Source organism: Streptomyces sp. NPDC054794 (genome assembly GCF_053611585.1).
In genome coordinates, this window is sequence record NZ_JBSHAQ010000012.1 from 193,639 (window position 1) to 207,161 (window position 13,523).

The following is a 13,523-nucleotide window of genomic DNA, read 5'->3' on the forward strand; positions in this document are numbered from 1 at the left end:
TGCGATCGGCACCGTCCGCCTCCTTGTCGACCGGGGTGGGCTCAGGCTCGGGCCACGGCGGCGTCCGCCGTCCGGCGGGCCAGCAGCCGCCGCAGCGCCCCGCCGACGAAGTCCCGGTCGGCGGCGTCCGCGCCGGCTCCGGCCAGATGGCCCCACACGCCCGGGATCACCTCCAGGGCGGCGCGCGGCAGCAGGCTCGCGGCCCGCTCCTCGTCCGCGACCGGGAAGCACTGGTCCAGCGCACCCGGCAGCAGGACGGCCTCGGCCGCGACCGAGGCGAGCGCCGCATCGGCGCTGCCGCCGAAGCCGGGGGTCGCGCCCACGTCGGAGTGTTCCCAGGTGCGCACCATGGTCAGCAGATCCTCGGTGGCCGGGCCGCCGACGAAGAACTGCTCCCAGAATCCGGCGAGATAGCCCTCCCGCGAGTCGAATCCCAAGTCCTGGTAGGCCTGGCGGGCCCAGAAGGGGTGCGAGGCCCCCCATCCGGCGAAGACCCGCCCGGCCGCCCGCTTCCCACGCTCCGCGCCGCCGTCGGCGGTGAGCGCGGCGGCCAGCCCGGACAGGAAGACCCGGTTGTGCTCGCTGGTCACCGCGGAGCCGCAGACCGGGGCGATCCGGCGGACCGTCCGCGGGTGCGACACCGCCCACTGGTAGGTGTGTGCCGCGCCCATGGACCAGCCGGTGACCAGGGCCAGTTCCCGCACGCCGAGGTGCTCGGTGAGCAGCCGGTACTGGGCGGCCACGTTGTCCTGCGGCGTGATCAGCGGGAAGGCCGCCCCCGAGGGGTGGTTGCTGGGCGAGCTGGAGACGCCGTTGCCGAACAGTCCGGCGACGATGACGCAGTACCGTTCGGTGTCCAGCGGCAGGCCGTCCCCGATCAGCCAGTCGTAGCCGGTGTGGTCGCCGCCGAAGAAGGACGGGCACAGCACGGCGTTCGCGCCGTCCGCGTCCAGCTTCCCGTGCACGGCGTAGCCGATCCTGGCGTGATCGAGGATCCCGCCGCCGAGCAGCGGCAGTTCGGCGATCTCGAAGATGCGGTGATCCACCGCGAGCCTCCTTCAGGGGCTTTCGATTCAGAGCCAGTTGGGGGCGATCTCGGTGGCCCAGAGCTCCAGGCTGCGCAGCATCACGTCGTGCGGGATCAGGCCGGAGTACTGGCACTGCAGCAGGTACTCGGGGTCGTGCGTCTTCACCAGCTTCTCTATCTTGCGGTTGATGTCGTCCGGGGTGCCGACCCACTCCAGGCCCCGTTCGACCAGCGTCCCGTAGTCCGAGCCGATCGGACCGGTCTCGCCGACGTTGCGCAGCGCCTCGGTGAAGCCCATCGGGCCGAACCAGTTCTCGAAGATGAAGCCGCCGCCGCGCGACGCCCAGTGGTGGGCCTCGTCGGCGTCCCGGGCCACCAGCACGTCCTTCATCACGCCGATTCGCTCGCCGCGCCGCAGCGTGCCGTGCCCGGCGGCCTCGGCCTCCTCCCGGTAGAGGTCCATCAGACGGCCGACGATCCGGTCGTCGGTGTTCATCAGGATCGGCACGACACCCTCGCGGGCGCAGAACCGGAACGTGTCCTCGCTGAAGCTGAACGGCTGGAACACCGGGGGATGGGGCCGCTGGTACGGCTTGGGGGCGATGCCGACCTCCTGGACCACGCCGTTCTCGTCCACCCCGCGGCCGTACTTCCGCACCGCCTCGTAGGGGAATTCGAGGTCCTTCACCGGGATCGTCCATTGGTTCCCGGAGTGCGAGAAGGTCTCCGTCGTCCACGCCTTCTTGAGGATCTCCCAGTGCTCCTCGAAGAGCGCGCGGTTGCGCCGGTCGTTGTCGCTCGCGTCGGAGAGCGTGCCGCCCACCCCGTACACCTGGCCCATGACCTCGGCCCAGCGCTTCTGGAAGCCCCGCGCGATGCCGACGAAGGTGCGGCCGCGGGTCATGTGGTCCAGCATCGCCAGGTCCTCGGCGAGCCGCAGCGGGTTGTGGAAGGGCAGGATGTTGGCCATCTGCCCGACCCGGATGTGCTGGGTCTGCATGGCCAGGTACAGGCCCAGCATGATCGGGTTGTTGGAGACCTCGAAGCCCTCGACGTGGAAGTGGTGCTCGGTGAACGACAGTCCCCAGTAGCCGAGTTCGTCGGCGGCCTGGGCCTGGCGGGTGAGCTGCCAGAGCATGTTCTGGTAGTTCTGCGGGTTGACGCCCGACATGCCGCGGAGGATCTGGTCGTGGCTGCCGGCGGTGGGCAGGTAGAAGAGGATGGACTTCACCGTGGTCCTTTCGTTCGCAGCGCCGACGCGAGTCGTGGGCGGACGGCGACCCGACGGTGTCACCGGGCTCTTGGCATCCGTTTGACGTGCCGCCTGTCCGCTTGACGTGCCGCCTGCCCGCCGGGCCCGGCCGGCTCGCCCCGTCGGGGCCGCGCGGCCCCGGGGCGGCAGCGGGACGTCCAGCGGGCGCCAAGCCGCCGTGGTGACCCTGGGAACGAGCCCCAGCCGCTGCGAAGGAGCCCGCCTTGACCTCAGCAATCTCCCGAGCGTCCGGTGCCGTCGGCGCCGCGCTCGCCGACGCGGACCGCGCCACGCTCATCCACCCGACCCTGCCCGCACATCGCACCGACCGGACCCTGCTGGTCTCCGGCTCCGGCAGCCGGGTGCGCGACGCCGACGGCCGGGAGTACCTCGACGCCTCGGCCGTGCTCGGGGTGACCCAGGTGGGCCACGGGCGCGCCGAACTCGCCCGCGCCGCGGCCGAGCAGATGACCCGGCTGGAGTACTTCCACACCTGGGGGACTCTCAGCAACGACCGCGCGGTGGAACTGGCCGCGCGGCTGTCCGTACTGGCCCCGGAGCCGCTGCGCCGGGTCTACTTCACCAGCGGCGGCGCCGAGGGCAACGAGATCGCGCTGCGCATGGCCCGCCTCTACCACCACCGCCGCGGCGAGCCCGGACGGACCGCGATCCTCTCCCGCCGGATGGCCTACCACGGCATCGGCTACGGCAGCGGCGGCGTCTCCGGATTCCCCGTCTACCACGACGGGTTCGGACCCTCGCTGCCCGACGTGCACTTCCTCACCCCGCCGCACCCCTACCGCCAGGAGATGTTCTCCGGCGCCGACGTGAGCGACTTCTGCCTGGCCGAACTGCGCGAAACCATCGAGCGGATCGGCCCGGAGCGGATCGCCGCGATGATCGGCGAGCCCGTCATGGGCGGCGGCGGCGCGGTGGTGCCGCCCGCCGACTACTGGCCGCGCGTCGCCGAACTCCTGCGCTCCTACAGCATCCTGCTGATCTCCGACGAGGTGGTCACGGCCTACGGGCGCACCGGGCACTGGTTCGCCGCCGAGCACTTCGGCGTCGTTCCCGACATCATGGTCACGGCCAAGGGCCTCACCTCCGGGTACATCCCGCACGGTGCCGTCCTGACCACCGACGAGATCGCCGCCGAGGTGACCGGCGACCAGGGCTTCCCCGTCGGCTACACCTACACCGGGCACCCGACGGCCTGTGCCGTGGCGCTCGCCAACCTGGACATCATCGAGCGCGAGGGACTGCCGGCCAACGCCGCCGCGGTCGGCGACCACCTGGGGCGACGGCTCGCCGAACTGGCCGAGCTGCCCGTCGTCGGGGAGGTGCGCCGGCTCGGCCTGATGCTGGCCGTGGAGCTGACGTCCGATCGGGCGAGCCGCCGGCCGCTGCCGAACGGCACCGTCGAGGTCGCCGACGCGCTGCGCGAACAGGCCGGCATCATCCTGCGCACCAACCCGTACGCCCTGGTGATCAACCCGCCGCTCGTCTTCACCCGCGAGGAGGCGGACGAACTCGCCGACGGGCTGCGGTCGGTGCTCGGCCGGACCGGTCCGGACGGGCACGTGCGCTGACCGCCCGGGACGGACCGCCGGCCGGGCGGCGGGACGTCAAATGCTCTGCAAGCGGGTGCCAAGCCCGGCGGGACAGACTGGCGCGGGCCGTCCCGCCGGCCGCGCGCCTGCCGGGAGCCCCGTCCACACAGCCCGCACCGTTGGAGACCGCCATGCCCCAGCGCCCGAAACTCGTCCTCGTCGGACAGTTGTCCACGCTCCCCTTCGTGTTCGAGGCCGCCGAGCGCGCCGGTGTCGACCTGATCCTCGTGCCCCGCGGGGACGACACGGAGGAGTCCGCCCGGCGTGCCCGCGCGGTGGTGGAGGTGCTGCCCCTGGACATCGACGGGGACCCGGAGGCGGCGCTGGCCGCGCTCGTCGAGCGCCACCGGCGCGAACCCTTCGGCGGGATCATGGCGGGCAACGAGAAGGTCGTGCCGTGGGTGGCACGCGCCGCGCGCAGGCTCGGGCTGCCCGGACTGACCGAGGAGGCGGCCGCGGTCGTGCGCGACAAGCGCAGCATGCGGCGGCGGCTGCGGGACGCGGGCCTGGGCGCGCCGGGCTTCGTCGAACTGGACCGCCGGGACAGCTGGACGAGCGCGCTGACCCTGCAGTTTCCCGTGGTGGTCAAGCCGGCGAACGGCTTCTCCAGCCTCGGCGTGATCCGCGTCGACGACAAGGACCGGCTGGAGCGGGAGGTCGCCCGTACCTGGGACCTCGTCGAGACCCATCTGCGCCAGGGGGACGAACCGGCCGGGGAGGTCGGCGTCCTGGCCGAGGAGTACCTGGACGGACCCGAGATCTCCGCGGAGTCCCTGGTCCACCGGGGCCGGGTGCGGATCGGCGCCGTCAGCTGGAAGGGAGAGCTGACGGGGCCGTACTTCGAGGAGTCCACCCTGCGGGCCCCCGCCCGGCTGCCCGCCGAGATCCTGGCCGCCGTCGAGGCCGAGGTGATCGGCGCGCACCACGCGTTCGGCATCACCGAGGGCACCACCCACACCGAACTGCGCCTGGTCGGCGGGGTGCGCCCGGTGGTGCTGGAGATGGGCGCGCGCATCGGCGGCGGGGGCTTCATGCACCACATCGTGCACGTCGGCGGCGGAGTCGACCTGGCCGCCGAGGCGCTGCGCATCCATCTCGGCCAGGAACCCGACTGCTGGAGCCGGGAGCCGGAGCCCGACGGCAGGGTGGCCGCCTCCTACCTGGTGCCGGTCGGCAGCGGCGGACGGATCGTCCGGGTGCACGGCCTGGACGAGGTGGAGGCGGACCCGCGGGTGGACTACGTGGTGCGGACCGTCGGACCCGGCGACGTGCTGCGCCCCTACCCGGACTGGTCCGGGTACCCGGCCATCGTGCTCTCCCAGCACGCGTCGGACGCGGAGGCCGTGGAGTTCCGCGACCACCTCGCCCGGACGCTGCACGTCGAGTACGAGGAGCGGAACTGAGCACGCACGGCACGGCGCGGCGCGGCTCGGACCGGCTCACGAAGGCGCTGCGCGGCGCCGTGGGCGGTCTGCCGCGCCCGTACTGGTGGTTGTGGGCCGGCACGCTCATCACCTCGGCCGGCGGCTTCGTGTTGCCGTTCCTGGCGATCTACCTGACCCGCGAGCTCGGCTACTCCGTCTCCTTCACCGGGCTGACGCTCGCCGTGTTCGGCATCGGCAGTGGGATCGCCTCGCTGCTCGGCGGGATCCTCGCGGACCGGCTCGGCCGCCGCGTGGTCCTGCTGTCCAGCGAGGTCCTGACCGTGACCGGCATGGTGGGGCTCGGCGTGGCGCACACCAGGCCCCTCGTGCTGGCGGGCGCCCTGGTGGTGGGCGTGGGCCTCAACGCCACCCGGCCCGCCCGGGCGGCGGCCGTCGCCGACCTGGTGGACCGGGCCGACCTGCCGCGCGCCTACTCGCTGATCTACTGGGCCACCAACCTGGGGTTCTCCGCCGCCGCCGTGACCGCGGGAGCGGCGGCCGAGCACGGCTTTCTGACGCTGTTCGTGGTCAACGCGCTGGCCAACCTCCTCGCCGGGATCATGGTCTACCGGTGGGTGCCGGAGACCCGGCCCGAGGCTGCCGGCGGTGAGGCGGGGTCCACCGCCCGGCCGAACGGGTCCGTCCACCGTGACCGGCCGTTCCTGGTCCTGCTGGGTTCGGTGCTGCTGCTCGGGCTGGTGTTCCAACAGCCGTTGGTGGCACTGCCGTTGACGATGACGGCCGACGGGCTGTCCCCGGCGGACTACGGCACGGCCATGATGATGAACGGTCTGGTCATCGCCGTGTTCCAGCTGCCGCTGAGCCGGCTGGCGGGGCGGACACGGCCCGAGTTCGCGCTCGGCGCGGCCACGGTGGCCGCCGGAATCGGCATGGGGCTGACCCCGGTCGTGCACTCCCTGCCGGGGTACGCCGGGACCGTCGTGCTGTGGAGCCTGGGCGAGATCGTGGTCTGGCCGACCTGCATGGCTCTGGTGGCCGCCGTGGCGCCACCGGACAGCCAGGGCGGCTATCAGGGCTGGTTCCTGTCGGTGTGGAGCCTGTCCGTGGCCCTCGCGCCGCTGCTCAGCGGGCAGTTGATGCAGGTGTCCGGCACGGCCGCCGTCTGGGTGGCCTGTCTGAGCCTGTCGCTCGTGGCCGCCGCGGCCCATCTGCTGCTGGCCCGGCTGCGCCGGGCGGAGCGCTCCCCCGAGGAGTCCGAGAGCGCCGACGCGTCCATGACCTGACCGATGGCCGCAGGCGCCGCGCACCTCGCCGGACGGACGTTCCCCCGTTGCGACGTCCGGCCCCTCTAGCGCAGTACCGGCGACACGTCGGCGGTCGATCGGTCGGTCGGTGATCCGCCGGTGTGCTCCCCGAGGAGCGCGGCGTACGGCCACTGCGGCCGCGCGTAGGCGTGTTCGCCGCGCTTCTCGATCTCCTCGGCGGCGCACCGGAGGGCCAGTCGGGCCTCGTCGGCGCGACCCACGTGCCGCAGGGCGTCGCCCAGCAGGCCGAGGTGCAGGGTGCGGCGCAGCAGGGTCCGGTGCTGGGCGGCCTCGCACAGGGCGCGGCGGATCCGGTTCAGTCCGGTCTCGGTCGTGCCCTGGTGCACCTCGGCCCAGCCGAGCGGGACGGCCAGCATGCGGTGCCAGTAGGCGAGTTGGCACCGGGCCGCGAGGTCCACGCCCGCCCGGCCGGCCCGCCAGGCACCCTCCACATCACCTTCGGACACGGCGATCAGGGCGTCCACGTACCGGGCGAAGGCCCGGTCCCAGGGCCGGTCGTACCGGTCGGACTGGGTCAGCTGCAGCAGCTCCGCACGGTAGTGCTGCGCCTGGTCCCGGTCGTCGTTGATCCAGTGGGTGAGCGCCAGGTAGGCCCGGTAGTCGATGCGTTGGTCGTTCAGCAGCGCGCTCGACCGTGACGGCCCGTCCGAGGTGCCCAGCAGATCGTCGATGATGTCCATGCCCCGGTTGAGCGTGGCGAGCGCCTCCTGGGTGCGGCCGCTCACGTGCAGGGTGACCCCCTCGGTGTAGCAGGCCGCCGCCCTGGCCTCCTGACCGCCGCCGTGCTCGGCCAGCTCGTAGAGCAGCCCGCCGGTCTCGGCCGCCAGGGCGTACTCGCCGGCGGCGAGCGCCATGATGGCCCGGGTGTGCATCAGCTCGGTGGGCTGTGTGTTGTCGACGGCCCGCTCCAGCAGCTGGGCCTGTCCGAAGGCGTCCGCCACCCGCGGCGAGCTGTAGCCCTCCAGCTGGGCCCGCAGCCACATCATGCGTTTGCGCAGGTGGAGTTCGTCTGCCAACGTTGTCTCGTCCCGGGGCAGTTCGGCGATGACGGACGCGGCGTCCTCCAGGCGGTGCAGGGCCTGGGCATGGAAGAAGCGCTCCTGTGCCCGGTCTGCCAGAGCGACCAGGGGACGCACGCCCACGTGCGCGCCGAGCACCCGGGCGGATTCGAGACAGTGGCGGCGGATCTGCGCGGTGTCGTCCTCCGGCCGGAACTGCGCGGCCAGCACGTCGGCGACGTCCCGGTGCCACTGGGCGCGGGTGAGCGGCTGCGCGTCCTCGACCAGGAGCTCGCGCACCAGGCCATGGGTGAAGGACAGCTGGTTCTCGGCGGTGGGATCGGTGCGCAACAGACCGGTCTGCAAGGCGTCGTTGACGAGGGTCTGGGGCAGCCCGCGCGCCGACAGCACCTCGGCGAGCAGCGGCCGGCGGACCTCCGTGCCGATCACCGCGCACAGGGTGAGGACTTCGAGGGTGTCCGGCGAACAGGTGCTCAGCCGCTCGTGCAGCACCTCGCGCACCTCGAAGGGGATCGTCCGCTGCTCCCCGTACCCGCTGGTCGTCTGCGCGGAGAGCAGGCTGAGCAGCAGGAACGGATTGCCGTTGGAGGCGTGCTGCAGCTCGCGCGCCTCCTCGGGCGAGGGCGTCACCCCACGGACCGAGGCGATCAACTCCCGGCTCTCGCCGCGCGTGAGTCCCTTCAGCCGGAGCGTGCGGGCGGTGCTCTCCTGGAGGATGCGCCCCACCATCCGCCGCATCGCCGCGTCCTTCGCCAGTTCGTGGTCGCGCAGGGTGGCCAGCACGAGGACCGGGGCGTGGCAGATCTGCTTGGCCAGCACGTGGAGCACCTCCAACGCGGGCACGTCGGCGGCGTGCAGGTCCTCCAGGATCAGGACCAGCGGCGCCTCGTCCGCGGCCGAGAGCACGGCCTGACAGATCCGTATCTGGTGGGCGAAGTGCTGCTCGGGCGTCCACGCGGCGCGGGCCGTGGCATCGGCGGGGGTCAGCGCGCGCCCGCCGTCGCCGGAACCCACCTGCCGGAGCACCTGCTCCCACGTCCAGTAGGGCGGGGTGGACGGGGCGTAGATGGAGTAGGAGCGCACCACCCGGGCCTCGGCCGGTACGAGGCAGCGCGTCACCTTGCGCAGCAGTTGCGTCTTGCCGATGCCCTGCTCGCCGAAGACCAGCACGACGTGGCCGCTGCCGCCGCGGACCTCCTCCATGAGGCCCGCCAGCCGCTCCAGTTCCGCGCCGCGGCCCACGAGCCGGAAGCTCTGCGGCTCGCCCGGCGGCACGGGCGCCGACGGCGGGTTAGGGACCGGGGGAGGCGGGGTCACGGCGGTCTCGGGCGCAGGAGGCGTGGGGACTTCGGCATCCGCCACCGGCGACGCCGCGAGTTCCTGCCGGAGGATCTCGCCGTGCAGCACCCGCAGTTCCCGGCTGAGGTCGACGCCGAGTTCCTCGGCCACGGCCGTGCGCATGCGCTCGTACGTCTGCAAGGCCTCCGCGGGCTGCCCGGAGTGGTACTGCGCCCTCATCAGCCGGCCGCCCAACCGCTCCAGCGCGGGATTGAGCCGGAGTTCCTCACCGAGCCGGACCGCCACCTCCTCGTAGGCTCCCGTCCCCAGGCACGCCTGCGCCCATACGTCGAGCGCACGCAGGCGTACCTGCTCCAGCCGGTCCGCCTCCATGACCGCGAACTCGTACTCGTAGAGCTCGCCCATGGGCTTGCCGTTCCATAACTCCAGGGCGGACCAGGCGAGGGCGCGGGCGGCCGTCAGATCGCCGGACTTGAGTGCCTCGCGGCAGTCCCGGACCTGCGCCTCGAACACCGCGGCGTCGACCAACTGCGGTTCGGCGTCCAGAAGGTACCCGTTGAGGCGGTGGACGAGCTGGACGGACCGGTCATGGCGCCGAAGCAGTTTCCGCAGGCGGGAGACGTAGGCCTGGAGCGTCCCCATGACCCGGCGGGGCGGATCGGCCCCCCAGATCGCGGTGATGATCGTGGGGAGGGGAACCACCCGGCCCACATGGATCAGGAGTATGGCGAGCAGGGCACGCTGCCTGGGCGGGCCGAGATCGATGGGTATGTCGTCGTGGCTCACGGTCAAGGGGCCGAGCGTTTCGAAACGGAGGCCAGCAGCACGAAGTTGATCATTCATCATGTCACCCGAACTTGAGTGGTACCTGTTTTCTGCACGGCGATCCACATCCTTCTCACAGATGTATCGACCTATGCGGCCGGGACCGGGGCTCCGAAAGGGCGGTGGCGCGATCGATGTCGGCCGGTGCTCCACTGCCGGTGGTCTGTACCACAACCTCCCCACAGCTGGTGCGCTGCGCCGTTGTCCGTGCCCCTGGCATGGGCGTCCACATACTTGTCCCCCCGGACATTGACGCGAACGGCACGGGTGCCCGAGTTCTCCTCTGCCCCGAAGTCTGTCCGTGAAGTCCCCTTCGCTGCCCTTCCGTTCCCGACACCACCGCACCCCCGGCCGGGCGTCGATGACCCCTGGGGCACGCTCCTCTGCCACATCGGCTGGACGAAGTCCTCGACTGTCGATCCCTTTCGGTACGAGTGCCGGTCGACACCGCCATGCTCGCGGCCGGCGATCAGCGCCCGATCAACATCCGATAGACGGTCGGCCCGCCGACCCGGGGCGCAACGTCACGGGCCCGGCGCCGGGAGCCGCCGGAGGTCGGCACGCAGGGTCTCGGCGTCGGCGTGGCCGAGCCGTTCCAGGATCGCCAGGGCCGTCGTCCATTCGGCGCGGGCGGCGCCCGCACGGCCCATGCTCACGTACGTGTCGCCGAGCCGGCGCAGGGTCCCCGCCTCGGCGATCGGAAGGCAGCCGGTCTGCCGGTAGCCGGCGAGGGCCTTGCGGAAGCTCGCGACGGCCTCGTCGTACTGCCCGAGGTGGTGGTGGGCGGAGCCGATGCTGTTCCAGATGTGCCACACGCCGTAGCCGAGGCCGCGTTCCTCGTGCAGGGCCAGTGCCTGCCGGCAGTGGTCGAGGGCCTCCTGGTGCTGTCCGAGCAGGCCGTGGATCCAGCCGAGCGCGTTGAGCGCACCGGCCGTCGCCCTGCTGCCCCGCTCGTCGTCGGATCCGGGGGCTTCGGGGTCATGGACGGCGCGACGGATCGCGAGCGACCGCTGCGCGGCGCCGAGCGCGGATTCCAGATCGCCCTGGCACTCCGCCACCCAGCACAGCACGTGGTGGCTCTCCGCGCAGGCCCTCAAGTCGCCGGACCCGGTGAAGAGTTCCACCGACCGCTCGATGTGCGCCCGCGCCTCGTCGACGCGGCCCAGCGTCGTCAGGGCCTTGGCGAGACCGGAGTGGGCGTGGGCCCGCGCGATCGGGTCGCCCAGGCGCCGCGCCGCGTCCAGGGCCGTGAGGTGGACGGCCTCGGCGTCCCGCCACAGACCGCTCCGGTTCAGATGGATGTCCAGGGCCCAGGCGAGCTGCCAGGCGTGGACGTCGAAGCCGTGGGCCGCGGCCTGCTCGACGGCCGCGCGCAGCACCGACTGCTCGGCGGCGAACCAGGCCACCGCTTTCGCCGAGGCACCGGCGAACTCCTCGGCGCGCACCCCCGCCGCCGCGGGCGCGAGGGGGATCAGGGACCGTTCGGGGGAGTGCAGGGCGACCGCCTCCCGGGCGCTGTGCAGATAGTGGTCGAGCGCACGGCGGAGCGTGGCGCGGTGTTCGGCGGGCGGTTCCGTGGTGCGGGCGAGCTCGGAGCCGTAGGCGCGCAGCAGGTCGTGCGAGCTGTAGCGGCCCGCGACGGGTTCGTCCACGAGGTGGGCCCGCAGGAGTTCGGCGAGCAACTGACGCGTGTCGGCAGGGGGGAGCCCGACCAGGCTCGCGGCGGCCGGCAGCGAGGTGTCGGGGCCGGGGTGCAGCGAGAGCAGCCGGAAGAGGCGGGCGGCGGCGGGTGTCAGATCGTGGTACGACGACGAGAGCACGGCGCGCACGTCGGCGGCGCCGTCGGGCTCGGCGTCGTCGAAGGCGTCCAGGCTGCCCTGGCTGTCGCGGAGTTCGGCCGCGAGGGTCGCCAGCGGGAAGGCGCACCGGGCGGCCGCGCGGGCCGATGCCACCGCCAGGGCCAGCGGCAGCCGCGCGCAGCGCTCGATGATCTCCCGGACCGCCGCCGGTTCGGCGGCCACCCTCTCCTGGCCGAGGCGGCGGGCGAGGAAGGCATGGGCCTCGGCCACGGACAGCACGTCGAGGCGGAGGGGGTGGGCGCCCTCCACGGCGATCAGGCCGGAGAGCAGGTTGCGGCTGGTGACGATCGCCAGACACCCGGGAGCCGAGGGCAGCAGGGGCCGTACCTGCTGGGCGTCGCGGGCGTCGTCCAGCAGGATCAGCACCCGCCGGTCGGCGAGCAGGGTGCGGTAGAGGGCCGACAGGGTGTCCACGTCGTGCGGCAGGCTGTGCTGGGCGACGCCGAGCGACCGCAGTACGGTGCGCAGCGCGTGCTCGGACCCGACCGGCGGGCCGAACGGGTCGAACCCGCGCAAATTGACGTGGAGTTGACCGTCGGGGAAGCGGGCGGCGACCTGCCGGGCCCAGTGCACGGCGAAGGTCGTCTTACCGACCCCGGCCATGCCGCTGATCGTCACCGTGACGGGCGGCTCGTCGGCCTGCGGGAGCACCTCGTCCGCCAGGGCCAGTTGATCGCGACGGCCCACGAACACCGGCAGCGCGCCCGGAAGTTGCGCGGGAACGGGCAGCGGGGGAGCGGGCGGGGCGGTGCGCGCCGGGATCCGCTCGGCGGCGCCGGGGCGCGGGGCCGCCAGGAGCCCGGCGTCGGCGCGCAGGATGCGCTCGTGCATGCGCTGGAGTCCGGGGCCGGGGTCGATGCCCAGTTCCTCGGCGAGCAGTGTCCGCACCTCGCGGTACGTCGCCAGGGCGGCGGACTGCCGGCCGCACCGGTACAGCGCCAGCATCAGCAGCTCGCGGAAGCGTTCGTCCAGCGGATGCTCGGCGACCAGCCAGGCCAGCTCCGTGGCCGCCTCCTCGTGGCGGCCGAGGTCGAGCGTGGCCGTCAGCAGGTGCTCCAGCGCGGACAGTCGCAGCTTGCCGAGCCGCTCGCGCTGGGCCTGCGCGTACTCGCCCCGGATGTCGGCGAGCGCGGTGCCCCGCCACAGCGCGAGCGCCTCCCGGAGCCGCAGCGCCGTTCCCTCGGCGTCCCCCGCGCGGCGGGCCCGGTCCGCCCGGGCGAGCAGGTCCCGGAAGACGACCAGATCCAGCTCCTCCTGTACGACGGGCACCTGATAGCCGTTGCCCGCGGAACGGATCACGGACGGACCCAGTAGTTTCCGCAGCCGATGCACGTACGTCCGGATGGAACCCACCGCCGAGGCGGGCGGCTCGCCTCCCCACAGGGCGTCGACCAGTTCGTGGCCCTGGACCGGGGCGCCCTCCGCCAGCAGCAGCACCGCCAGCAGGGCGCGCTGCTGCGGCGGCCCGAGATCCACTTCGGAGCCCTCGCGCCAAGCGCCGACCGGCCCCAGCACCGCGAACCGCCACTGCTCCCGCACTCTGTTCTCTCCCCGGCCGTGGCTCACGTCTGAACTCCTCCGGCCCTTGCGGGGAGGTACTGAAGCCGTCCTGGACCGCCCATTCGAGCGTGGGGGAGACGCCCCGGCAATCCGGCGCTCCGAACCGACGGGCATGTCGTCAGGCCGTCGTGCGGTCCTGAACCCGTCGGTTCGGGGCGCCGCTACTTGGTGCCGAGGCCGGCGTCGGCGACCTCCTTGCCGGTCTCGGCCTTGAGGACCTTGTTGAGCAGCGTGAGGTCGTAGATGCCCTTCAGGTCGGCCTTGTCGAGCAGGCCGGCCTTCTGCGCGTGCTCCGCCTCGGTGTGGAGGGTCGAGGCCAGCGGGTCGTCGAGGAAGGTGACGGACTTCCAGGCCGGGTCGAT

At 72.9% G+C, this 13,523-nt stretch carries 7 protein-coding genes and 1 pseudogene; 3 read left to right on the plus strand and 5 right to left on the minus strand.

What is annotated here, in order from left to right; all coding sequences use genetic code 11:
* Positions 1 to 41 precede the first annotated feature (41 nt).
* Entirely contained in the window at positions 42 to 1,046 is a 1,005-nt protein-coding gene (locus ACWGKT_RS15680) for an alpha/beta fold hydrolase (RefSeq protein WP_453274018.1), read from the minus strand.
* A gap of 27 nt (positions 1,047 to 1,073) precedes the next feature.
* On the minus strand, positions 1,074 to 2,258 hold the full coding sequence (locus tag ACWGKT_RS15685; protein WP_453274019.1) for an LLM class flavin-dependent oxidoreductase: 1,185 nt from the start codon (positions 2,256 to 2,258) through the stop codon (positions 1,074 to 1,076).
* Between the two features lie 245 nt (positions 2,259 to 2,503).
* On the opposite strand from ACWGKT_RS15685, the gene ACWGKT_RS15690 reads away from it, so the two are divergent.
* The 3 genes from ACWGKT_RS15690 to ACWGKT_RS15700 all read left to right on the plus strand — a co-directional run bounded on the left by ACWGKT_RS15690 (position 2,504) and on the right by ACWGKT_RS15700 (position 6,557).
* Entirely contained in the window at positions 2,504 to 3,868 is a 1,365-nt protein-coding gene (locus ACWGKT_RS15690) for an aminotransferase family protein (protein WP_453274020.1), read from the plus strand.
* 152 nt (positions 3,869 to 4,020) lie between these two features.
* On the plus strand, positions 4,021 to 5,292 hold the full coding sequence (locus ACWGKT_RS15695) for an ATP-grasp domain-containing protein (RefSeq protein ID WP_453274021.1): 1,272 nt from the start codon (positions 4,021 to 4,023) through the stop codon (positions 5,290 to 5,292).
* A gap of 59 nt (positions 5,293 to 5,351) precedes the next feature.
* Positions 5,352 to 6,557, plus strand: a complete 1,206-nt coding sequence (locus ACWGKT_RS15700; RefSeq protein WP_453274022.1) for an MDR family MFS transporter — start codon at positions 5,352 to 5,354, stop codon at positions 6,555 to 6,557.
* 65 nt (positions 6,558 to 6,622) lie between these two features.
* Here the strand turns inward: ACWGKT_RS15700 and ACWGKT_RS15705 are convergent, their stop codons facing one another.
* The 3 genes and pseudogenes from ACWGKT_RS15705 to ACWGKT_RS15715 form a co-directional block, all read right to left on the minus strand.
* Positions 6,623 to 9,703, minus strand: coding sequence for a BTAD domain-containing putative transcriptional regulator (locus ACWGKT_RS15705; protein WP_453274030.1), 3,081 nt, complete (start codon positions 9,701 to 9,703; stop codon positions 6,623 to 6,625).
* A 563-nt stretch (positions 9,704 to 10,266) separates the two neighbouring features.
* The gene (locus tag ACWGKT_RS15710) at positions 10,267 to 13,167 is read right to left on the minus strand and encodes a BTAD domain-containing putative transcriptional regulator (protein ID WP_453274023.1); all 2,901 of its coding nucleotides are present in this window, start codon (positions 13,165 to 13,167) and stop codon (positions 10,267 to 10,269) included.
* A 155-nt stretch (positions 13,168 to 13,322) separates the two neighbouring features.
* Positions 13,323 to 13,523: pseudogene (locus tag ACWGKT_RS15715) on the minus strand (sulfate ABC transporter substrate-binding protein); the annotation flags it as partial.

Bases quoted from the DNA above. Each gene is read 5' to 3' on its own strand.
- ACWGKT_RS15695 (WP_453274021.1), top strand. From the start codon at position 4,021: ATGCCCCAGCGCCCGAAACTCGTCCTCGTCGGACAGTTGTCCACGCTC.